This is a genomic window from Tateyamaria pelophila, assembly GCF_019966495.1.
GTDB lineage: Bacteria > Pseudomonadota > Alphaproteobacteria > Rhodobacterales > Rhodobacteraceae > Tateyamaria > Tateyamaria pelophila.
The window spans coordinates 1-21727 of record NZ_JAIMIA010000042.1 but is presented as its reverse complement, the minus strand read 5'-3'; the positions used below and the strand labels follow the sequence as shown (position 1 = coordinate 21727).

The following is a 21727-nucleotide window of genomic DNA, read 5'->3' as shown; positions in this document are numbered from 1 at the left end:
CTCATGTTCCCTTGTTCAGATCGTCGAATGTGCGGCCTTCGGCGACCAGTTGTTCCAACAAGGGGGCCGGTCGCCAGAAATAGGGGTCTTTTTCAGCATAGCCTTTGATGTCGGCCAACAACCCGTCGAGCCCGACGATATCGGCCCATTTCAGCGGTCCGCCCCGGTAGCGTGGAAACCCATAGCCGAAGAGCAGAGTCATATCGACGTCGAGCGGGCGTCGTGCGATCCCTTCGCCAACGACCTTGGCCGCCTCGTTTACCATCGCGGCCATGTACCGGCGTACGATTTCCTTATCCGTAAAATGGCGCGGGGTGAGGCCTTGTGCGGCCCGCTCTGCCTCGATCAGGGGCATGACATCGGGGTTTGGCACGCGGGCTCTGGGGCCAGCGGCATAGTCATAATAGCCTTTGCCGGTTTTCTGTCCGAAGTGACCCTCTTCGCAGAGTTTATCCGCATAGCTGGAATCGCGGGCCCGTGGATCAAGCCCTTCGGCCCGTTTGCGCTTGCGCACCGCCCAACCAATGTCGAGGCCCGCGAGGTCGGCGACCGCAAAGGGACCCATGGCAAAGCCGAATTCTTCGAGCGCGGTGTCGATGTCATAGGGCGAGGCCCCGTCCAGGATCATGTGATCGGCGGCTGTCCGGTAGGTGGAGAGGATCCGGTTGCCGATGAACCCGTCGCAAACACCTGCGCGCACGCTGATCTTGCCCAGCATCTTGCCCAAGGCAAAGCCAGTGGCGACCACGTCAGGTGCTGTCGCATCCGCAACGACAACTTCGAGCAGTTTCATCACATGAGCGGGAGAGAAGAAATGCAGGCCCAGCACGTCAGAAGGGCGGGATGTGGTCGCTGCGATTTCGTTGATGTCCAGATAGGAGGTGTTGGAGGCCAGTACTGCGCCGGGTTTGCAGACGCGGTCGAGTTCCGCAAAGACCTTTTTCTTGACGTCCATGTCCTCGAATACCGCCTCGATCACGAGGTCCGCATCGCTCAGCCTGGCGTAGTTGGAGACGACATTCAGGGTATGTGTCAAGATCTGATCGTGTTGCTTCGCGGTTATTTTGCCACGTTTGACAGACCCCGACAGGTTTTTCTCTATCCGGTCGCGGGCGGCTTGGCCTGCATCTGCGCTCATCTCCAGCAAGGTGACGTTGAGGCCCGCCAAAAGTGCTGCCGTGGCGATGCCGGCGCCCATGGTGCCGCCGCCGATCACACCGATGTTTTGAAGAGGCCGCGGAGCGACCCCTTTGAGTTCCGGCAAGTTGCTGACCGCTCGTTCCGAGAAAAAGGCGTGGATCATGCCCTGGCGTTGGTCGGTCTGCATCAGGTCGTAGAATATCTGGCGTTCGGCCTTGAGCCCTTCGGCGAAGGGTTTTTCAACGGAGGCCTGCACGGCGCGCACACACCACGCCGGCGAGATCTGGCCGCGACCGCGCTGCAACGTCGCTTCAAACGCGGCGTCCCAGTCGATCGGCTCAGGCGCTGGCATCTCGCTGACGGCACGGCGGGGCGCATTCTCATCGAGCAACTTTCGGGTATAGGCGATACCGTTTTCCTTAGGATCGCCCTCTCTCAGCGCATCAACCAAAAGGAGGTCGTGCGCTTCGGCGGCTTCCACGTGACGACCTGTCGTCATGATATCCAGTGCGGCATCCACACCCGTCAAACGCGGCAGACGCTGGGTGCCACCGGCACCGGGGAGCAAGCCCAGATGAACTTCGGGCAGACCCACACGGGCCGAAGGCACGGCAATGCGGTAGTGACACCCAAGGGCCACTTCCAACCCGCCGCCCAGTGACACGCCATGCATGGAGGCCACGACCAGAAGCGGTGAGGCTTCGATCCTGTTGATCAGATCAGGCAGGTGAGGTTCCAGAGGTGGTTTGCCAAATTCGGTGATGTCGGCCCCGGCAAAGAACGCGCGCCCTTCGCCAACGATCAGAACGGCGCGGACGCCGTCATCTGCCTCGGCGCGGTCCATTCCATCCCATAAGCCCTGACGCACCGCTTGGCTGAGCGCGTTCACGGGTGGGTTCTGAACCGTCAAAACGGCAATGTCGCCGTGGCGGGAATACGCAATCTTGTCGTTCATAGGGCCTCCGCTGATGCTGATCGACCTGCCGGGGTGCTCTCCCCGCAGACATATCGCGCAGCCTAAGGACCGCATCAAAAAGGGCAAGCGCTTAGGTAAACGCCGCAACGTCACACGCGGCGTTTGCAGCCAATGCCGCGTTTGGTTTGCGGGTAATCCGGAAACTGGTGCAGCCGATATATGCTGCAATGCGCTCTTGGGCATGCACATTATCCTTTGGCTTTGATCGCAGATGGGGCACTCTGCACCACAGGATTGGAACCAATGCGCGAGAATGCGCGTCTGGACCTATGCGTCGGAATCAGTTTCACTGAAGTCAGCGCAATCGCACAAAAAGGGATGGTGAATGTCGCCGCTGCTCGACGTACAAAACCTGTCTATCGGCTTTGGGACCGAGCCGCCCGTCGTATCGTTTGTGAATTTTTCGGTCAGCGCCGGAGAAACGCTGGCGATCGTTGGAGAAAGCGGATCAGGTAAAACGCTGACGTGCCGGTCGATTTTGCGGATTCTGCCGGGCTCGGCGCAAATGCGCAGCGGCGTGATCAAATTCGGTACAGGCGCCTCGAAGCAGGAGCTGCTCTCTTTGCCTCCGCGGCAGATTCGCGACATTCGTGGCGACCAGATTTCGATGATCTTTCAAGAACCTATGCGCTCCTTGTCCCCGTTGCATCGGATCGGGAACCAGGTCAGTGAGGTGTTGACTTTGCACCGGGACATGTCCGTGTCCAAGGCGAAGAAAGATGTGCTCGCGATGTTCGAGCGTGTTGGATTTGCCGATGCGGAGCGCGCGTATCGCTCTTATCCTTTCGAGATGTCAGGCGGCATGCGCCAGCGTGCCATGATCGCGATGGCGATGGTGGCCAAACCGGATTTATTGATCGCGGATGAGCCGACAACCGCGCTGGACGTGACAACGCAGGCGCAGGTTCTTGGTTTGATGAAGGATCTGCAGCGCGACACCGGGATGGCGATGATCTTGGTGACCCATGATCTGGGCGTCGTTGCGAACATGGCGGACAATGTCGTTGTGATGAACAAGGGGCATGTCATGGAGAGCGGGGCGGCGGCAGCCGTCCTGGGCGCGCCTGCGCATGGATATACCAAGAAACTGTTTGCGGCGGCACCGATCATCCCCACGGTCGCGCGGCCAGCGGATCCGGTTGCCACCGATGACCCGATCCTTGAGCTGACCAACGTATCCAAGACGTTTGTCATGCGTGCAGGGGGCTGGCGGGCGAAAGTACAGGTCCATGCGTGCAGTGACGTCAATTTGTCGGTACAGCGCGGCAAGACCCTGGCCATCGTGGGTGAAAGTGGATCCGGCAAGACAACCTGTGCGCGGATCGCATTGGGCGCGGAAGTGCCTGACCCCGGCGGCAAGGTCATGTTTCGTCCCAATGCGGATGGTCAGCCCGTGTCCATCAACGAGATGTCGCGGACCGAAAAGGTCGCGTTCCAAAAGCAGGCACAAATGGTGTTCCAGGATCCGTATTCATCGCTCAGCCCGCGGATGCGCGTCGAACAGGCATTGACCGAGCCCATGGAAATTCACGGGATCGGCACAAAAACATCGCGTCGGGACAAGGCTGCAGAAATGCTGCGCTGGGTCGGTCTGAACCCTGATATGCTCAAACGATACCCCCACGCCTTTTCCGGGGGTCAACGTCAGCGTTTGTCGATCGCACGAGCGCTGACCCTTGATCCTGTGTTTCTGGTCTGTGATGAGCCGACATCTGCACTGGATGTTTCCGTTCAGGAGCAGATTTTGACCCTGCTTGAAAATATCCGTGATGGAATGGGGCTCAGTTATCTTTTTATCAGCCACGATCTGGCTGTTGTTGCGCGTATCGCCGACGAAGTTGCGGTGATGCGGCAGGGCGTTATCGTAGAGCAAGCGCCCCCTAATACACTGTTCTACAATCCGCGTCATCCCTACACCAAGGCGTTGATCGCGGCGCAGCCGGAACCGGATGTGAGCCGACCCATTGATTTGGTCGAGGTTTCATTTGGGGCTGGATCGTCGGCCTCCTGGCCCGACCAGTTCCGTTTCGAGGGCACGGATGCGCCAAGTTTAGTACAGATAGAACCCGGACATAAGGTGCGCTGCAATGTTTGACAGACTGACCGCCATTTTGATCGCAGGGCTTATGGCTCTGCCTGCTTTTGCCCAACCGATTGTGAAAGAAAGCGCCTTCTGGGCTGCCGAAGTGTCCAAGGGCCAGATGGATCCGGCGCCGCTGCGTGTGCCTGTAGACCCGCTCTACGTCGATCTGGAAGCCAAGGGCCGCGCATTCGGGGTGCAGGGCGGAACGCTCCGCACGATGGTTACGCGATCCAAGGACATCCGGCAGATGGTGGTCTACGGCTATGCGCGGTTGGTCGGCTATGATCATGAATACGCACTGAAACCTGATATTCTGCGCGAAGTCGATATTGTCGACGGGCGCATATTCACGCTGCATCTGCGCCCCGGTCATCGCTGGTCTGATGGCGCGCCCTTCACCTCATCGGATTTTGAATATTGGTGGAAACACGTCGCCCAGAACAGTGAACTCAGTCCGAACGGCCCGCCAGAGGTCATGCGGTCTGGCGACGATGTCGCCACGATGATCTTTCCAGACCCGTATACGGTGGTGGTTGAGTTCCCCCGCGCCAACCCGGCGTTCCTGCAAATGCTCGCGGGCGCAAGCCCGCCCTTCATCTATCGACCTGCGCATTACCTCAAGCAATTCCACGTCGCGTTCAACACCGCCGAAGCGATGCAAGAGATGATTGACAGCAAGCGCGTGCGCGGTTGGGCGCCGCTGCACAACAAATTGGACAATATGAGCAGGTTCGACAATCATGAATTGCCGACCTTGCAACCCTGGATGCCTGCATCGGTAAGCGGCACATCGCGGCAACTGTTTGTCCGCAATCCCTATTTCCACCGAGTGGACACACAGGGCACCCAATTGCCCTATATCGACGTGGTCGAGATGAACATCGTGGGCTCTGGCCTTGTCGCGGCAAAGTCCAACGCCGGTGAAAGCGATCTGCAGGCGCGTGGACTTGATTTCCGCGATGTGTCGATCCTCAAGAAGGGCGAGGCGGATGGTGCGCCCTACAGGACGTACCTGTGGGCCAACGGGGCCGCCAGTCAGATTGCGATTTATCCGAACCTGAATTTTGCCGATCCGGTATGGCGCAAGATCATGCGCGATGTCCGGTTCCGCCGGGCATTGTCTATGGGCATTGACCGCCGGATGATCAATCGGGCCCTGTACTTCGGATTGGGCACGGAAGGCGGCATGACTGCCCTGTCGACGAGCCCGTTTTTCAATGGAAACAATCTTGAGCGCTGGGCGACTTATGACCCGGAGATTGCCAACATGATGCTGGACGAGATGGGCTTGACCGAGCGCGACGATTCCGGCGTGCGCCTTTTGCCGGATGGCCGCCCAATGGAATTTGTGATCGAAACGGCCGGTGAACGGCAGGAGGTAGAGAACGCGCTGGCCATCATCACGGATACCTGGCGCGATCTGGGCATCAAGCTGATCATGCGCCCGCTGGACCGGGACATTCTGCGAAACCGGGTCTTTTCGGGCGTGACGATGGCCTCGGTCTGGTTTGGTTGGGACAATGGAATTCCGCAGGCATACACGCCGCCTGCCTACCTGGCGCCGACGGATCAGGTGTTCCTGTCCTGGCCGAAATGGGGGCAGTTCTATCAGACGCGGGGGGCTGCGGGTGAGCCGATCGATATCGAGGCCGCAGAAATATTGATGGATTTGAACGAGGCTTGGAGCATGGCAACCGACGATGCCGAACGGGCGAAGATTTGGCGTGAAATGCTCGAGATCCACTCTGAACAGCAGTTTGCGATAGGCATCTTGTCCGAAGCGCCGCAGCCTGTCGTTGTCTCGGATCGTTTGCGCAACGTGCCGGAATTCGGAAAATGGGCTTGGGATCCAGGGGCTCATTTCGGCATCCACCGCATCGACGAATTTTTCTTTGAGGACCAGGAACTGGCGCAGGTGCGCAAATGATGTTTCTGCGTTATGCCGGGTATCGTTTCCTGACGATGCTGCTAACGCTTGCCGTTGTTTCGCTGCTGATCTTTGTCATTATCAACCTACCGCCCGGCGACTACCTGTCCAACCAGATCGCTGAATTGCGTGCAACTGGGCAGGCCGAAGGCGTCGCCAAGGCGGAATTCCTGCGTCAGGAATATGCGCTGGATCGCCCCTTGTGGGAGCAATATCTGATCTGGGTCGGTGTGGCCCCCGGACCGCAGGGTTTCTCTGGCTTGCTCCAGGGCGATTTTGGCTGGTCGTTCGAATTTGACGCACCGGTTGCCGATATCGTTGGCGACGCGCTTTGGCTGACGGTTCTGGTCAATCTGGCGGCGGTCTTGTTCGTTTACCTTGTGGCGCTGCCGCTTGGGGTGCTGGCCGCCGCGCGGTCCGCCACTTGGGTAGACTACACAACTGCCTTTATTGGGTATCTTGGCCTTGCGACGCCGAACTTCCTGCTGGCGCTCATGCTGTTTTACTACGGGCACAAATATCTGGGCCTGCCCATCGGCGGCCTGATGTCGCCCGAATTCGAAGGCGAGCCGATGTCCTTCGACAAGGTGAAATCCATTCTCGTGCACCTGATCGTGCCGACATTCGTGATCGGAACCTCGGGCGCGGCAGGCATGATGCAGCGGCTGCGGGCCAATATGCTGGACGAGTTGTCAAAACCCTATGTGGAAACCGCTACGGCCAAGGGGTTGTCGCCGACGCGATTGCTGACGAAGTACCCCTTGCGCATGGCCTTCAACCCCTTTGTGGCGGATATCGGGAACCTTTTGCCCGCCATGGTGTCGGGATCGGTTCTGGTGTCGGTGGTTCTTGGGTTGCAAACGATCGGGCCTGCCTTGCTGACGGCCCTCAAGTCGCAGGATCAATTTTTGGCCGGTTTTGTGTTGATGTTCGTAGCCTTGCTGACGCTGATCGGCACGATGATTTCCGACCTCTTGCTGGTGCTGCTTGATCCGCGCATCCGCTATGGCGCGCGAGAAGGATAAGACTGATGAGCACGCTTCCCGACGGTCGCTATGTTGACGATGCCCCGTATGATCCCAACATCGATCTGTCGGCGATAGACCGATCAGATATGGATGCATCCAATTGGGTGCTGGTGTGGCGCAAGTTCAAGCGCCACCGGCTTGGCCTGGTCTCTGGGATATTCCTGCTGATGGCCTATCTGGCGATCCCGTTCGCAGGTTTCTTTTCGCCTTATACAGCGAATGAAAGGAGCGCCGATTACCTGTATCACCCCCCGCAGGCGATCAATTTCTGGCACGGGGACGAGTTTATCGGTCCCTTTGTCTATCCGACGGAAGCGGTGGCCGATCTGGAGAATTTCCGCTGGACCTATATCACGGATGAAACCCGGCCGATGCCGCTGCAATTTTTCTGCAAACGGACGGAATACAATCTGTTCGGCTTTATTCCCAGCGAACGACGTTTGTTCTGTGCGCCGGAAGGAGCAACGATATTCATCTTTGGATCGGACCGATTGGGGCGGGACGTGTTCTCGCGTATCTCTTACGGAGCGCAACTTTCACTGACCGTGGGTCTGATCGGGATCACCGTGTCGTTCCTCCTTGGCATCACATTCGGATCGATTGCGGGTTATTTCGGTGGTGTGACGGATTGGGTGGTCAATCGGGCCATCGAAATTCTCCGCTCACTTCCGGAACTGCCGTTGTGGTTGGCGTTGTCTGCGGCGGTGCCATCGAATTGGGGCCCCGTGTCGGTCTTTTTCATAATCTCGATCATACTCGGCTTGCTGGATTGGCCGGGGCTTGCGCGTGCGGTCCGAAGTAAGTTCCTCTCGCTGAGAGAGGAGGAATATGTGCGTGCAGCAGAGATGATGGGGGCCAAGCCGGGCCGGGTGATCCGGCGGCATTTGCTGCCGAATTTCATGAGCCACCTGATTGCGTCTGCGACCTTGTCGATTCCGGCGATGATCCTCGGCGAGACGGCGTTGTCGTTCCTGGGCCTTGGGTTGCGTGCGCCGGCCGTGTCATGGGGCGTGATGCTGAATGACGCGCAGAACCTGGCGAGCATCGAGATCTATCCGTGGACGGCGATCCCGATGTTGCCGATCATTATCGTGGTGCTGGCCTTCAACTTCCTCGGGGACGGTCTGCGCGACAGTTTGGACCCGTATAAAGGCTGAGGCGGTGGCGGGTTGAAACCCGCCTTACGACTTGCGGCGCGGTGGTTGTGTGCCACCTGCCGCAGCAGCGCGCCTTGCCTTGTTCTTTTTGCTGTTTGGTTTGCCGGTCTTGGGTGCCGCGCTGCCGTGGGCACCCTTGGCACCGGACTTGTGACGCGGTTTTTTCAGGTCTGACACGCTGCCATCCTTGACCGCCTTTTCGAGCGTTGACGGGGCTTTGGCAAATGGTGATTTCGCCCCGGATTTTGCGGCGGGTTTCGCGCCCGGTTTCGGCTTCTTGTGGCGCGGGGCCGGGGCGTCGTCCCAGTCAATTGGACCGGGGGCTTTGGGTTTCGGCGCGGGTTTTGTCGACGCATCCCAGACGCGTTTGGAGGACGCAGGTTTCGGGGCGTCATCATAGTTTCGCTTGGGCGCAGGCTTGTCCCCATAGTCCCGCTTGGGGCCGCGGGGGGCAGGTTTGCCGCCTGTCTTGGGCTCGAACCGGGGTTTGGGTTGGTTTGCAGCCGCTGGCACTTCGTTCAGTTTTGTGACGAGGGCGCCGCCTTCGACTTTCATGTCCGGGCCGAGGGCCGCGACAAATCCGTCCGCGGCGCTTTGCTGGATTTCCACATAGGACATGTCGTCCTGAATGCGGATCGCACCGATGTCGTCCTTGGTGATGTCACCCGCATTGCAGACAATCGGTAAAAGGCGGCGAACTTCGACGCCTTGATTGCGTCCACCGGCGACGGAAAACCAGACGCTGGGGCCAAAGGGTGCGCGTGCCTTGGGGGCTTTTTCACCCGTCACCACAGAGAGGTCTTCGGGGGCAGAGTGGCGCAGGCCATGCATGCGCAGGATCGCGGCCGCCAGCTGCGTGGCGTCAAAACGTTCGGCCAATTTGGCGACCATGTCCGCTTCGCCTTCGGTCACGTCATCGGTCCACATCGGGTCGTCCAGCAAACGGACTTCGTCCTGCTCCCGGACGGCGTCGGCGGAGGGGGCGTCGATCCACTCGGCGTCCAGTTTTGCGCCCTTCAGGATGCGCATTGCCTTGGAGCGGACTTTGGCGGTCACGATCAGAACAGACGTACCCTTGCGGCCCGCACGCCCGGTCCGGCCCGAGCGGTGCAGCAGTGTTTCATGGTTCGAGGGCAGTTCGGCATGCACGACCAGTTCGAGGTTGGGCAGGTCGATACCGCGCGCGGCCACATCCGTTGCAACACAGACGCGGGCCCGTCCGTCGCGCATCGCCTGCAGGGCGTTGGTCCGTTCTGACTGGGTCAATTCGCCGGACAGGGCCACAACCGAAAAGCCCCGGTTTGAAAGCCGGGTGGTGACCCGGTTGACCATGGCGCGCGTGTTGCAGAACACGATGGCGTTCGGGGCCTCGTGGTAGCGCAACACGTTGATGATGGCGTTTTCGGCGTCGTGGTTGGCCACGTTCATCGCCTGATAGGTGATGTCGGCGTGCTGGCTGCCGCTGGATTGCGTGGCGACGCGCACGGCATCCTTTTGATAGGTTTTGGCAAGGCGCGCGATTTGCGCGGGCACCGTGGCCGAGAACATCAGCGTGCGGCGGCTTTCGGGGCATTCGCCCAGAATGAATTCGAGGTCTTCGCGAAATCCGAGGTCGAGCATCTCGTCAGCTTCGTCCAGTACCACGCCGCGAATGGCGCTCAGGTCGATCGAGCCACGCATGATGTGATCGCGCAGACGGCCCGGCGTCGCCACGACAATGTGCGTGCCTCGCGACAAGGCACGGCGTTCGTCGCGCATGTCCATCCCGCCAACGCAGGACGCCATGACAACGCCGGTTTCGGCATAAAGCCATGCCAGTTCGCGTTTCACCTGCATCGCCAGTTCGCGCGTGGGCGCGATGATCAACGCAAGTGGTGCATCCGCCGCCTCGAACCTGTCCGCGTCGCCGAGCAGCGTTGGCCCAAGTGCGAGGCCAAACCCAACGGTTTTGCCCGACCCTGTCTGAGCGGAGACGAGCATGTCGGCGCCAATCAGCGCCTCGTCCGTTACGGCGTTTTGAACGGGGGTCAATTCGGTGTAGCCGCGTGCGGTCAGCGCGGTCTGAAGCGGTGTCATCAAGGGATCGGTCCTAACAAATCAAGTGGAACCGGCCGATGCCGGTCACCAAGCTTGCGCGCCTATGCCTTTTTCAACCGCATGTCGAGGGGGCTTATCTGTCGTCCCCGTCTGCTGCACCGCCTTCCATCAAGTCTTCTTCCATCGCAGCATGCGCGGCTGCGGCAACGGCTTGGCGGTCTTTTGGGGTCAAGTCGTCCGCGGATTTGCCATCGGCAAGGCGCACTGTCACTTCACGGTGGGCGAAGTGGATATCCTCGCGTTCAAAGAGTGCGCGGATCTCTTCATAAACCTTTTTGCGCACCAGCCATTGATCGCCGGGCTTGGTCATGAACTTGACCCGGATGATCATGGCGCTGTCCTGCATCTCGATCACGCCCTGGGACTTCAGCGGCTGGATGAAGTTCTCTCCGATCACCGGATCATCGAGCAGCTTGACACCGAGGTTCTTGATCAGCTTGCGGACTTTCTCCACATCGGTGTCATAGGTTACGCGCAAGGGCAGTTTCATGATGACCCAGTCGCGCGAATAGTTCGTCAGGACCTGAATTTCACCGAAGGGCATCGTGTGCAGGGCCCCCAGATGGTGACGGAGCTGAAAGCTGCGCACGCTGATCTTTTCGACGGTGCCCTTGACCCCGCCGATATCGATGTATTCGCCCCTGCGAAATGCATCGTCAAACAGGAAAAATGCGCCAGAAAAGATGTCTCGCACAAGGCTTTGGCTGCCAAAACCGACGGCCACACCGACGATCCCGGCCCCGGCAAAAAGCGGGCCAACATTGACCCCCATTTCCATCAGCACGATCAGGAACCCGGTGACGATGATGACGATCAGAACGAAGTTGCGAAACAACGGCAGAAGGGTTGCAAGCCTGGACGCGCTGGTGCCGCCGCCTTCGTCGCCCAACTCGCCTTCATCCATATCACCCTGTTCTTCTTCGATCTTCTTGTCGATCCAGATGCGGAACGCATTGTAAGCGATGTAGCCGAGAAAGATGATCACGATGACATCGAGCGACCGGTCCGCCAGGCTTTCGCTCATCACGCCGGCGCCTGGATTCCACATCGCGATGAACGCGTAGGCGCCAGCCACGAATGCGATGATGCCCGCGATGCGTTGCGCGAGCCCCTGAAAAGACGTGAGCCCTGTGTGTTTGAGTTGCAGCGCCCCGCTGGGCATGATCGGCTCGCCTGCTTCATTGATCGGGTATGTGGCACGGGGGGCGGATTGCGACCGGGCAAAGCTGCGTTCGATGAAATAGTTCAGAACGCCGTAGACCACGATAATGGTCGTCAGAATGAACCATCCTCCCACCAGCAGAGGCACGCCGTCATTGTCTCCGATGATCAGGTGATAGGTTTGTTCGGACCATGCGAACACGAAAAACAGGATGCAGATCGGTGCCCAGAGCCGGGACAGGGCGCGCAGGACCCATGTGGCCGCTTCGGCAGGCGTGCCGTTCAGGATCGCATCCGTGACCGATCGCTTGTTGAACAGAACCAGAAGAATGCTTTGCGCCATCACGACGAGCGACAGCAGCGAGTAAAGAAACACATAGACTTCGAAATTCAAGCCCAGTTCCTTGATCCAGACACCGAACAGAATGGTCGAGATGCCCACCACCGTCCCGACGCACATCCAGTTATAGAGCTTTTTGGCATCGTGATCCGAAAAGCGCGGAATGCGGTATTGCGTCAGGAACGGTGACAGGATCATGCGCCACATGCTGATGACAAAGCGCACCATGAAATAGGCGAAATAGACCAAGGCGACGGTAAATTGCAGGGCCGGATCATCCAACGGCCCAAAAATCGTGATCCCGAGCCCGTAGGCGACAGCCATCGAGATGACGATTCCAATCACGCCCATGAAGAACCGGAACATCAAGAACGGCATTTTCTCTGCGTAACCCTGTGGGTTTTCGGTGATCCGCGCGACAACGAACCCCTTGGCAATGTAGCGGCCGTACACCTTGTCCTGGAACAGAAGGCCGATACCGAGAAAGACGAGTGTATAAAACAGAACCTCGAGATAGGTCAGTATTCTGCCGTCGGGGCTCGTCGCGCGCAGAATAAACAGGACTTCGTTGAAGGCATCGGGCAGGTTTACGAACCGGTTGACCAACGTGGTGCGGAACGCGGCCGCGTCGTCCTGGAGCGACATCAGGTTGGAGGCTCTGCTGGCCGGGGCAGGATTGAGTGGACTGGTTTCGCCGACCTGCGTCAGCATGCGGCCATTGCTGTCAATGACGACGACACCGACACCGTTCTGCGCGGCGCTGCGCATGATCTCATCGATATCCGTCGTGGTTTCGGCAGCCGGTTTTGAGAGGACGTTGCTCAGGCTTTGGGCGGCACCTTTGTCTGGAAAGAGGGACGCGAGGCCGAAGAACAGGCAGGCCATAAGCCCAAAGATCAGTTGACGCATCAAAACAAGCCCGCCTCATTCGTTTGCAAGAACGCTAAGCCAGTGCACCATCCAATGCAAATGATCCCGCCAGACGCATCAAATTCCGGCCAGCACTCGACATTTGGTGTTAATCTGAGCAAAACAGGGCGACGGGCACCTGTGTTTGCGCATACAGATGTGCAAGCGCGAGGCCTTGGGAATATGGATCGCTGTGTTATACGGCGCGGAAGATTCTCTGGGCGTGGACGGTGTTCACGCTCAGAGAGACAAAAAGACAAAGATGAAGACTATGGGCCAATCAACACCTGCAGCGCTGACGCAGATTGGGACGCGCCCACGCCGCGTTGTCCTCTATAGTCATGACACATTCGGTCTGGGCCATTTGCGTCGCAGTCGTGCTCTGGCCTCCGCGCTGACCGAAAGCGGCGTCGCAGGCTCCGCCATCATCCTGACGGGCAGTCCGGTGGCGGGTCGCTTTACCTTTCCCGAAGCCGTTGATCATGTTCGTTTGCCCGGGGTGAAAAAACTGGGCGACGGGTCTTATGTCAGTCAGGCCAGTGGCATGGATATCGACGCCACGACCGATCTGCGGGCCGGGCTGATCCAATCCACACTTGAGCAATACGAGCCAGACCTATTGATCGTCGACAAGGAGCCCACCGGTTTTCGGGGTGAATTGCTGCCCAGTCTTGAAAAGCTGAACCGCATCGGCAAAACCCGGATAGTTCTGGGGCTGCGCGATGTTCTGGACGAGCCCGCGGTGCTTGCGGCGGAATGGGCCCGCAAAGGCTCTGTCGAGGCGACCGAAGCCTTCTACGACGAAACGTGGGTCTACGGCGTCAAAAGCGTGTATGACCCGACGCAAGGTCTGCCGCTGTCAGATGCGACGCGCAATCGTATGTTCTGGACCGGATATTTGCGTCGGGAGATTGTCGACCCGGCAGAGGTGCCCGACACGCCCTATGTGCTGGTCACCCCGGGGGGCGGCGGTGACGGGCAGGCCATGGTTGATCTGGTGTTGCAGGCTTACGAACAGGATCCAGCGCTTTTGCCGCATGCTGTTCTGGTTTATGGCCCGTTCCTGTCCGGTGACGCACGGGACGCTTTCGAAGCGCGTGTGGCCGCGCTGAACGGCCGGGTCACGGCCACGGGCTTCGACAGTCGCATTGAATCCCTGTTCGCCGCAGCCGAGGGCGTTGTTTCGATGGGAGGTTACAACACCTTCTGCGAAGTGCTGTCTTTCGACAAACGCGCGATCATCGTACCGCGCACCAAGCCCCGGCTTGAACAGTGGATACGTGCCAACAGGGCCGAAGAAATCGGGCTGGTCCGGAACCTTGATGAATTCCGCGACGGTTTGACCCCGCAAAGCATGATCGCCGCGATCCGCGCTCTGCCGTACCAGAAACGTCCCTCCGAGGCAGGCGCCGATGGCCTGCTTGATGGTCTTGACGTGGTGATCGAGCGCACACGGCACCTGATGTCCCGACGCGTCAGTGACGCCGCCGAATGACCCAAAAGCAGGCTCGGCTCGCCATCGCCGTCAAAGGTTGGCCGCGTTTGTCAGAAACCTTTATCGCGCAGGAGTTGCTTGCGCTTGAACGCGCTGGGCTGGATTTCGAGATATGGTCGCTGCGCCATCCGACCGATCACAAAACGCACCCTTTGCATGATCAGCTTGGCGCAGATGTGTATTATTTGCCGGAATACCTGCATCAAGAACCGCTGCGCGTGATGCGTGGGCTCGGATGGGCTTTGTTCCAACCAGATTTCGGGAAGGTGTTTGGTCAGTTCCTGCGCGATTGGCGCCGCGACAAGACCCGCAACCGGGTGCGCCGGTTTGGGCAGGCTTGTGTCATGGCACGCGAAATGCCTGCTGGCATCGAGGCGATCTACGCCCATTTCCTGCATACCCCGTCATCAGTGGCCCGTTACGCTGCTGTTCTGAGGGGTATGCCTTGGGCCTTCTCTGCCCATGCCAAGGATATCTGGACGTCGCCTGATTGGGAATTGCGTGAAAAGCTGAGCAACCTGACTGCGGGGGCTGCTTTTGGGGCCACATGTACTGCCTTTGGGGCTGAGCACTTGAATGAACTGGCACAAAGCACGCCAGTTGATCTCGTCTATCACGGCTTGGATCTGAAGCGTTTTCCGCTGCCAGCCGAACGGGATCTGCGTGCGGGTGATGCACCTTTTCACATGATGTCCGTCGGACGTCTGGTCGAGAAAAAGGGATTTGACCGGCTGATCAGCGCGCTGGCATTGCTGCCAAGGCACTTCGACTGGCACTGGACCCATATCGGTGGCGGCGCACTGGACAGGCAAATGCGGGCGCACGCAGACGTGTTGGGAGTGAACGACCGGATCACGTGGCGTGGCGCCTGTGATCAACCCGAAGTGATCGAGGCTATGCGCGGCGCTGATCTCTTTGTGTTGCCCAGTCGCGTGGCCGCTGACGGAGATCGCGACGGCCTGCCCAATGTTCTGATGGAAGCGGCCAGCCAGCTCTTGCCGATCCTGTCGACGCCGGTTTCGGCCATCCCGGAATTTATCGATGACGGTGTACATGGTGTTCTGAGCGACGATGCGCCTGAGGCACTGGCCGGCCATATGGTGCGTCTGGCCGAAGATCCTGCGCAGGGCAGGGCGATGGCCCAGGCCGCCCTTGACCGCCTGCAATCGGAGTTTCAGATGCAACCGGGCATCGACCATCTGGCCCAGCGTCTCAGGTCGATCATGGGCAAAGCGGATGCGCCATGACCCTTGCATTCTTTGCTCCGCTGAAATCCCCAAACCACCCCGTTCCTTCCGGAGATCGGGCCATGGCGAATGGCTTGATGGCGGCGCTGCGACAAGGGGGACGTTCGGTCGCGCTTGTTTCTGAGCTGCGCCTTTATGACAAGTGGGGTGACAAGGCCCATCAATCCGAATTGATGCAAAGTGCGCAGGTAGAAGTTGCCAGGCTGTTGAAACGTCCTGCATCCAAATCCTGGCAGGCTTGGGTGACCTACCACAACTACTACAAGGCACCGGACCTGATTGGCCCTTCAGTCAGCCGGGCGCTGGGTATTCCGTATCTTCAGATCGAAAGCACGCGCGCCCGCAAGCGGTTGTTCGGCCCGTGGGCAAGGTTTGCAGCGGCGGCCGAGGCAGCGAGTGATGACGCCGACACGATCTTTTACTTCACCCACCGGGATGCTGAAACTCTGCGGCGCGATGCGCCCGAGGGGCAAACTCTGATCCACCTTGCCCCGTTTCTGGCGCGCGCCGAGCTGCCGCCCGAAAGCCGTCGGCAAGGTCCGATGCTGAATGTCGGAATGATGCGGCATGGCGATAAACTGGCCTCGTATCAGTTGATTGCAGACACACTGGGACTATTGCCCGCAAACCTCGGTTGGCGGTTGAATATCGCGGGTGACGGCCCCGCCCGACCGGATGTCGAACGGATGATGGCGCCGTTCAAACGGCGCGTGACATTTCTGGGCGTGCAGAATGCGGATGCTTTGGCGGAACAATACGAGCAGTCCTGCCTGTTCTTCTGGCCCGGTGTGAACGGGGCGTTCGGACTGGTGTACCTCGAAGCACAGGCGGCAGGTCTGCCCGTCGTTGCGCAGGACAGGCCGGGCGTGCGGGACGTTGTCCACGGGTCGCATCCGCCGCCTCGGGCCGGACCAGAGGCAATGGCGCATCAGATTGTACATTTGATGTCCAATCAAAGTGAACGGGATCGCCTTGGCATAGAAGCGCGCGAGAAAATACTGTCGCACCATCTTTTGGGCAATGCTGCCCAAACCTTGAATACTGCGTTGGAGGCCTTGATATGATCCGACTTGCGCTGTTGCGCCATGGTCATACGGCGTGGAATCGCGCCGGGCGCATACAGGGCCGTACGGATGTTCCGCTGGATGATGAGGCGCGGGCGCATCTGTCAGGCTTGCGCTTGCCGCTTGGCTGGGAAGAGGCTGATCTGGTGTCCAGCCCGCTCCGCCGGGCGGTCGAAACCGGCCAGATTGTGGCAGGACGCACGCCACAGGTTCACGATGCGCTGATCGAGATGAACTGGGGCGATTGGGAAGGCGGCAAGGGCGTTGAGCTGCGGGCAGATCCAAACAGCGGTTTCCGCGATATCGAACACTGGGGCTGGGACTATTGCCCGCCCGGTGGCGAAAGCCCCGGCGCGCTGCGCGATCGGCTTGTCCCCTGGGCGCAGGGGTTGAGCTGCGACACGGTGACGGTTTGTCATATCGGGATCATGCGGGTGTTGATGGCCGCAGCAACCGGCTGGAATTTTGAAGGTCCGGCGCCCTTTCAGATCAAGCGGGATCGGTTGTTCCTCATCAACGTTGCCAACGGCGAACTGCGTGCCGAACCAGACCCCATCCGTTTGCTGCGAGACGCGCCATGAAGGTGATGATCGTCGTCACCCATCTGCTTGGTACGGGTCATCTCGCACGCGCGTTGACCCTTGCCCGTGCTTTTGTGGCGGCAGGCGATCGTGTGACGGTTGTGAGCGGTGGAACTGCCGTTGATCACTTTGATGCGTCTGGCGTGCGGTTGGAGCAGCTGACACCCCTGCGATCGGATGGCACGGATTTTACGACATTGCTACGGTCTGACGGTACGGTCGCCGATGAAAGACTACTGACCGAACGCCAGAACCGCTTGCTGGGCATTCTGGCGGAGGTTCGACCCGATATTTTGATCACAGAGCTGTTCCCCTTTGGTCGCCGCATTCTGCGTACGGAATTCAAAGCGTTGCTCGAGGCCGCGCGGGTGATGACGCCGCGTCCGGTGATCCTGAGTTCAATCCGCGATATTCTGGCCCCGCCGAGCAAACCCGGTAAGGTAGACTATGCGGATGAAACTATTGGGGCGTTCTATGACGGCGTCCTAGTCCACGCTGATCCGGAGGTGGTGACACTGCAGCAAAGCTGGCCAGTCAGCGATGCGCTCAATGCCCGCTTGCACTACACCGGGTTCGTGGCGCCAAAACCTGCATCCGGCGGTGCGGACCAAAGCCAACAGGTGCTGGTCAGCGCAGGCGGTGGCAATGTTGGCGATGCGGTATTCCGTGCAGCTTTCGAAGCCGCCCCACATCTGCCTGAATTGCAATGGCTGTTGTTGGTTGGCGGGTCGGATGAACGGCGCGCGGCCTTGGCCGATCTGGCCCCTTCCAACGTAAGTATCGAGGCGCCGACGCCCGCGTTTCGGCAGATGTTGATGTCTGCCGCAGCCTCGGTTTCGATGGCGGGGTACAATACGGCACTGGATGTGCTTCAGTCCGGTGTGCCTGCTGTGCTCGTCCCGTTTGATGATGGAGGCGAGGTGGAACAGGGCCTGCGCGCGGATGCGTTGGCCGCACTTCCTGCGGTGCAAGTGGTATTGCAAAAGGACCTGACAGCTGCTGCATTGGCCGACCGGGTCAAGGCGGTGATGGCTGCGGGGCGCAGACCGCTTCGGACGCAAGGCATGGATGGCGCGGCCTTATCCGTCGAAATTGCGCATGGCCTACGTGAGAATGCACCATGACAACGCTTGACTGGACGCCTTTGCGCCGGGCGCTGGCCCAGTGTCGTCGTGAAGACATTGCGGTACCCATGTGGTGGCGTGATGATGACGCGACCCGAATGACGCCTGCCTTGGCGCAGTTGATGGACACGGCCGTGCGCATCGGTGTCCCGGTGCATCTTGCGATTATCCCGGCAGGTGTGGATCCGAATCTTCCCGGGGAAATCGATACCGGACACATCTTGCCGGTCGTGCATGGTTGGGCCCATGCAGACCACAGTGGCCCGGGCGACAAGAAGAACGAGTTTCTCACCCCAAGACCGGGAGCGGCGCACGACGCGCAGGCGGGGCTCAACAAGATGCTGGCTCTGTTTGGAAATGAGGTGGCTCGGATGTTCGTACCGCCCTGGAATCGGATCAACGATGACATCACCGGCGTGTTGGCCAAACAAGGTTATCGCGTGTTGTCGACCTACAGGCCGCGACCTCGCCCTGCTTTGGCCGGGTTGGCCATCGTGAACACGCATGTCGACCCGATTTGGTGGAGCGGAACCCGCGAACTTGTGGATCCCGACATCCTCATTGCCAGGGCGGCGGCACAGCTGACGGATCGGGTTGAGGGGCGCGCTGACCATACAGAACCGTTTGGTCTGTTGACCCACCATCTTGTACATACTCCGGCAATCTGGTCCTTTACCGAAGCCTTTTTGGACGAAATGCAATCGGGTGGGGCCACTCCTTGGTCGATGGAGAACGACATATGAGCAGACTTGAATCAATGCGCCGTCGCCTGACCGCGCAAATTGACGGGATCAACTGGGCCGCGGATCAGATCAAGGGCATTGACGGCGACGTGCTGGAGATGGGTCTGGGCAACGGGCGGACTTATGACCACCTGCGGCAGGAAATCAAAGGCCGCCGCATCTGGGTGATCGATCGGATTCTCGAGTGCCATCCCAGTTGTGTCCCGCCCGAAGCGGATTTTCTACAGGGTGAGGCCGAAGACATACTTCAACGTATGGCAGGTGAGGGCAAGCAAATGGCGCTCGCACATTATGACTTTGGCTTTGGCGTCAAGGAACTGGATGTGCAGGAAGGGGCCAAACTGAGTCCCTTCATCGCAGCGGTCATGGTTTCAGGCGGTCTGGTGCTGTCGCAGCAACCCCTGGTTGGGCTTGAACAGATCAGCGGACCGGAGACGATCGCGCCGGACCGATATTTGTTCTTTCGCGCACCCTGAGAGATCAGAATTGATCACAGTTTGCGATGGAGAGGTTGTCAGGCGGCCCATCGCTCTTCTAAACTCAGGCATCACTCAAGGCCGCAGTGCGTCGGTCAAGATATTGGGAGTTATGAATGACCTTTTTGAAAACAGTTGCAGCCGCCTGTGCGATGGCACTGGTTGCGACCACGGCTTTGGCGGCTCCGCTCAAGCTTGAACCCGCAAATCCACAGCCGACGGGCCTGAAGCCCGGACTGGCGGTCAAATATGCCTATCCACCGGATGTCAAAACACTCAATCAGGCGGAACGGGCCCTGAAAAGAGCCGCTCCGGGAACGCCGCTCAAGGGCCTTGATTACCGCGATACGGCCGATGGAGATCTGACGCTGACGTCGACCCAGGCGCATCATGTCGTGGCAGGAATTTCCGGCTATGTGAAATTTGACAGTCCGGGTGTCTACAACATTGATTTCCTGACGAACGATGGGCTGGAGGCCTATATAGGTGGCCAGCAAGTCGGCTATCACAACCGGCGCGTGCCATGTTTTGAGACCCAGGTGGTGCAGGTAGAAGTGCCGCAAGCCGGTTGGTACGAGCTGAAAGCGACTTACTTCCAGCGCGTCGGGACGTCATGCCTGCACATGCGTGCGGGCAAGGGAACGCCGGACTGGATGCCAAACTCGGCGTTCGGGTACAAATAAGCGCTGAAATATGCGATGTGGTGCGCGACCGATCCGGTCGGGCACCACCGTTCAGAGACGGGCTGCCTGACCGTGCGAACTCTTGAGCTAGACCGCGCAATCCTTGCATAGCGCCGCGTCGGGCAGCAGTTTCAAACGCGCCTCCGAGATATCATTCCCGCATTTTGCACAGGCACCGTATTCCCCTGTTTCGATCCGCTCAAGGGCTGCATCGATGCGGATCATCTCATTATGTTCCGCGTGACCCAAGGCCTCCAAAACCTCATCGCCTTGCCGATCAGAGGCGCGATCCTCCCAATCCTTGGTCGCGGGCGCGTCAAGCTGATGCTCAATCTCGGTGAGATTGGCCGCAAGCTCGGCCCGGCGGGCGAGAAGAATTTGTTTTTGTGCTGCGATATCCATGGGGTGCCTCCTGATGTGTCGCGCGCAGGATGGGCGCGTTTTGCGCGGGCCGCCTTGATCTGGCGCAATCTGCTCAGGCGGCCTCCGAGATCCGTTTGACCACAAACCAACTGACCGGGAAGGCCGCGAGAAAGCCGAGGGCGGCCATGATCAGGATCGGGCCGAGCGTATCGTAGCCCAAGGTGAGCGCCACCACGACGGCAGAGCCCGCGACGGTAGATCCGATGAAGATGTGCAGGATCAGGATAAGCATGAGACGTGGCATTTTGGCCCTCCGCGTTTGAGATGGGCCGAATATATGCGGGAAGCTGCATGTGTTCTTTGATGTGGGTCAATTGCAGCGTGGAGGCGGAGGGTCGGGTGAGAGGCGTTTTTGATGCTTGCGGTGTTTTGTCAGCTGCGTGCCGCGCCCGCCCCGTGGCGGCGGTTCGGGCGCTGCCCAGTCGGAGATTGGGCATTGTGCACACGGTCACACGGTGAAGACGTTATTCAACGACAGGATATGGCTCTGTTTTCAAAGGACCATCATTAGGAATGACTTTAGAGCAACCGCTGAGCGGGTAAGTAATGTGTTCTTCATCTTCTTTGAACCCGCATTCCCCAAGTAGATCTCTGATTTCGCTGTCTTGAACGTGATATTTTCTATATATATCATGGCGTTGGTTGCTGCGGAGGATGTGTTTCATGGATCACCCAGAGGGTGCGGGCTTGCAGCGGGCAGATCGTGTGGATTTTGACCCTCGCGTGCGGCTGGAATTCCGGGGCGCTCAGCTCAGTTCGGATGGCGGCCTTCTGGTGATGCGCGAGCTTGATGACGCGCTCGGTCTGTCCAATCTGGCGTCTGCTGCCCTGTGCGATAATCGCCGTGGCAAGAACACGATCCACCGGCTCGACGGGCTGTTTCGGCAATCGGTCTACGGCCGGTTGGCAGGATACGGGGACGTCAATGACGCCGACCGTCTCGCGCTCGATCCCGTGATGCGCCAGGTTGTCGGTGGCCGTGCCGTCGATGCGCATGCCGCATCCACGTCGCAGATGGGCCGGTTCGAGACCGAGGGACTGGCGACCGCAGAGAACCGGGCGGCTCTGTCTGA

19 protein-coding genes are annotated in these 21727 nt (G+C 59.4%); 13 read left to right on the top strand and 6 right to left on the bottom strand.

Annotated elements, in window-relative coordinates:
• Position 1: 1 nt before the first annotated feature.
• Positions 2–2095 carry a 3-hydroxyacyl-CoA dehydrogenase NAD-binding domain-containing protein gene (locus tag LC354_RS14055; protein ID WP_223424838.1) on the bottom strand — a complete coding sequence of 698 codons (2094 nt, stop codon included), beginning with the start codon at positions 2093–2095 and terminating at the stop codon, positions 2–4.
• 346 nt (positions 2096–2441) lie between these two features.
• Here LC354_RS14055 and LC354_RS14050 point away from each other — a divergent pair, with 346 nt between their 5' ends.
• Genes LC354_RS14050 through LC354_RS14035 form a run of 4 tightly spaced genes read left to right on the top strand, consistent with a single transcriptional unit; the run spans position 2442 to position 8311 of the window.
• Positions 2442–4211, top strand: a complete 1770-nt coding sequence (locus LC354_RS14050; RefSeq protein WP_223424836.1) for an ABC transporter ATP-binding protein — start codon at positions 2442–2444, stop codon at positions 4209–4211.
• Positions 4204–6126 carry an ABC transporter substrate-binding protein gene (locus LC354_RS14045; protein ID WP_223424834.1) on the top strand — a complete coding sequence of 641 codons (1923 nt, stop codon included), beginning with the start codon at positions 4204–4206 and terminating at the stop codon, positions 6124–6126. Before LC354_RS14050 ends, LC354_RS14045 begins: the two co-directional genes overlap by 8 nt.
• Positions 6123–7151, top strand: a complete 1029-nt coding sequence (locus LC354_RS14040) for an ABC transporter permease (RefSeq protein ID WP_223424833.1) — start codon at positions 6123–6125, stop codon at positions 7149–7151. Before LC354_RS14045 ends, LC354_RS14040 begins: the two co-directional genes overlap by 4 nt.
• Before the next feature lie 5 nt (positions 7152–7156).
• Positions 7157–8311 (top strand): ABC transporter permease, encoded by a 1155-nt coding sequence (locus LC354_RS14035; protein ID WP_223424831.1) that lies wholly within the window; start codon positions 7157–7159, stop codon positions 8309–8311.
• A 24-nt stretch (positions 8312–8335) separates the two neighbouring features.
• Here LC354_RS14035 and LC354_RS14030 read toward each other — a convergent pair whose 3' ends face one another.
• Both LC354_RS14030 and LC354_RS14025 read right to left on the bottom strand, forming a co-directional pair.
• Positions 8336–10387, bottom strand: coding sequence for a DEAD/DEAH box helicase (locus LC354_RS14030; protein ID WP_223424872.1), 2052 nt, complete (start codon positions 10385–10387; stop codon positions 8336–8338).
• 94 nt (positions 10388–10481) lie between these two features.
• Positions 10482–12818: a mechanosensitive ion channel family protein gene (locus LC354_RS14025; protein ID WP_223424829.1), complete on the bottom strand. Its 2337-nt coding sequence runs from the start codon at positions 12816–12818 to the stop codon at positions 10482–10484.
• Positions 12819–13089: 271 nt separating this feature from the next.
• On the opposite strand from LC354_RS14025, the gene LC354_RS14020 reads away from it, so the two are divergent.
• From LC354_RS14020 to LC354_RS13985, 8 genes are all read left to right on the top strand, one after another.
• Entirely contained in the window at positions 13090–14313 is a 1224-nt protein-coding gene (locus LC354_RS14020) for a glycosyltransferase family protein (RefSeq protein WP_223424827.1), read from the top strand.
• Positions 14310–15560: a glycosyltransferase family 4 protein gene (locus LC354_RS14015; RefSeq protein ID WP_223424826.1), complete on the top strand. Its 1251-nt coding sequence runs from the start codon at positions 14310–14312 to the stop codon at positions 15558–15560. Before LC354_RS14020 ends, LC354_RS14015 begins: the two co-directional genes overlap by 4 nt.
• Positions 15557–16624 (top strand): glycosyltransferase family 4 protein, encoded by a 1068-nt coding sequence (locus LC354_RS14010; RefSeq protein ID WP_223424824.1) that lies wholly within the window; start codon positions 15557–15559, stop codon positions 16622–16624. Before LC354_RS14015 ends, LC354_RS14010 begins: the two co-directional genes overlap by 4 nt.
• Positions 16621–17205: a histidine phosphatase family protein gene (locus LC354_RS14005; protein WP_223424822.1), complete on the top strand. Its 585-nt coding sequence runs from the start codon at positions 16621–16623 to the stop codon at positions 17203–17205. The genes LC354_RS14010 and LC354_RS14005 overlap by 4 nt, the downstream gene beginning before the upstream one ends.
• Positions 17202–18329, top strand: a complete 1128-nt coding sequence (locus LC354_RS14000) for a glycosyltransferase family protein (RefSeq protein WP_223424820.1) — start codon at positions 17202–17204, stop codon at positions 18327–18329. The genes LC354_RS14005 and LC354_RS14000 overlap by 4 nt, the downstream gene beginning before the upstream one ends.
• Positions 18326–19072 carry a polysaccharide deacetylase family protein gene (locus LC354_RS13995; protein WP_223424818.1) on the top strand — a complete coding sequence of 249 codons (747 nt, stop codon included), beginning with the start codon at positions 18326–18328 and terminating at the stop codon, positions 19070–19072. The genes LC354_RS14000 and LC354_RS13995 overlap by 4 nt, the downstream gene beginning before the upstream one ends.
• Positions 19069–19548, top strand: a complete 480-nt coding sequence (locus LC354_RS13990) for a class I SAM-dependent methyltransferase (protein WP_223424816.1) — start codon at positions 19069–19071, stop codon at positions 19546–19548. The genes LC354_RS13995 and LC354_RS13990 overlap by 4 nt, the downstream gene beginning before the upstream one ends.
• A gap of 116 nt (positions 19549–19664) precedes the next feature.
• Entirely contained in the window at positions 19665–20231 is a 567-nt protein-coding gene (locus LC354_RS13985) for a PA14 domain-containing protein (protein ID WP_223424814.1), read from the top strand.
• 87 nt (positions 20232–20318) lie between these two features.
• Here the strand turns inward: LC354_RS13985 and LC354_RS13980 are convergent, their stop codons facing one another.
• The 3 genes from LC354_RS13980 to LC354_RS13970 all read right to left on the bottom strand — a co-directional run bounded on the left by LC354_RS13980 (position 20319) and on the right by LC354_RS13970 (position 21319).
• A complete protein-coding gene (locus tag LC354_RS13980) occupies positions 20319–20633 on the bottom strand; it encodes a TraR/DksA family transcriptional regulator (RefSeq protein WP_223424812.1) in 315 nt (104 codons plus the stop codon).
• Between the two features lie 73 nt (positions 20634–20706).
• A complete protein-coding gene (locus tag LC354_RS13975; RefSeq protein WP_223424811.1) occupies positions 20707–20898 on the bottom strand; it encodes a CTP synthetase in 192 nt (63 codons plus the stop codon).
• Positions 20899–21118: 220 nt separating this feature from the next.
• Positions 21119–21319 (bottom strand): hypothetical protein, encoded by a 201-nt coding sequence (locus LC354_RS13970; protein WP_223424809.1) that lies wholly within the window; start codon positions 21317–21319, stop codon positions 21119–21121.
• On the opposite strand from LC354_RS13970, the gene LC354_RS13965 reads away from it, so the two are divergent.
• Positions 21318–21727: transposase (locus LC354_RS13965; RefSeq protein ID WP_223421634.1), on the top strand; the 410-nt coding region annotated here is incomplete at its 3' end. The genes LC354_RS13970 and LC354_RS13965 overlap by 2 nt on opposite strands.

Bases quoted from the DNA above. Each gene is read 5' to 3' on its own strand.
- LC354_RS14055 (WP_223424838.1), bottom strand. From the start codon at position 2,095: ATGAACGACAAGATTGCGTATTCCCGCCACGGCGACATTGCCGTTTTG.
- LC354_RS14050 (WP_223424836.1), top strand. From the start codon at position 2,442: ATGTCGCCGCTGCTCGACGTACAAAACCTGTCTATCGGCTTTGGGACC.
- LC354_RS14045 (WP_223424834.1), top strand. From the start codon at position 4,204: ATGTTTGACAGACTGACCGCCATTTTGATCGCAGGGCTTATGGCTCTG.
- LC354_RS14040 (WP_223424833.1), top strand. From the start codon at position 6,123: ATGATGTTTCTGCGTTATGCCGGGTATCGTTTCCTGACGATGCTGCTA.
- LC354_RS14035 (WP_223424831.1), top strand. From the start codon at position 7,157: ATGAGCACGCTTCCCGACGGTCGCTATGTTGACGATGCCCCGTATGAT.
- LC354_RS14030 (WP_223424872.1), bottom strand. From the start codon at position 10,387: ATGACACCGCTTCAGACCGCGCTGACCGCACGCGGCTACACCGAATTG.
- LC354_RS14025 (WP_223424829.1), bottom strand. From the start codon at position 12,818: ATGCGTCAACTGATCTTTGGGCTTATGGCCTGCCTGTTCTTCGGCCTC.
- LC354_RS14020 (WP_223424827.1), top strand. From the start codon at position 13,090: ATGGGCCAATCAACACCTGCAGCGCTGACGCAGATTGGGACGCGCCCA.
- LC354_RS14015 (WP_223424826.1), top strand. From the start codon at position 14,310: ATGACCCAAAAGCAGGCTCGGCTCGCCATCGCCGTCAAAGGTTGGCCG.
- LC354_RS14010 (WP_223424824.1), top strand. From the start codon at position 15,557: ATGACCCTTGCATTCTTTGCTCCGCTGAAATCCCCAAACCACCCCGTT.
- LC354_RS14005 (WP_223424822.1), top strand. From the start codon at position 16,621: ATGATCCGACTTGCGCTGTTGCGCCATGGTCATACGGCGTGGAATCGC.
- LC354_RS14000 (WP_223424820.1), top strand. From the start codon at position 17,202: ATGAAGGTGATGATCGTCGTCACCCATCTGCTTGGTACGGGTCATCTC.
- LC354_RS13995 (WP_223424818.1), top strand. From the start codon at position 18,326: ATGACAACGCTTGACTGGACGCCTTTGCGCCGGGCGCTGGCCCAGTGT.
- LC354_RS13990 (WP_223424816.1), top strand. From the start codon at position 19,069: ATGAGCAGACTTGAATCAATGCGCCGTCGCCTGACCGCGCAAATTGAC.
- LC354_RS13985 (WP_223424814.1), top strand. From the start codon at position 19,665: ATGACCTTTTTGAAAACAGTTGCAGCCGCCTGTGCGATGGCACTGGTT.
- LC354_RS13980 (WP_223424812.1), bottom strand. From the start codon at position 20,633: ATGGATATCGCAGCACAAAAACAAATTCTTCTCGCCCGCCGGGCCGAG.
- LC354_RS13975 (WP_223424811.1), bottom strand. From the start codon at position 20,898: ATGCCACGTCTCATGCTTATCCTGATCCTGCACATCTTCATCGGATCT.
- LC354_RS13970 (WP_223424809.1), bottom strand. From the start codon at position 21,319: ATGAAACACATCCTCCGCAGCAACCAACGCCATGATATATATAGAAAA.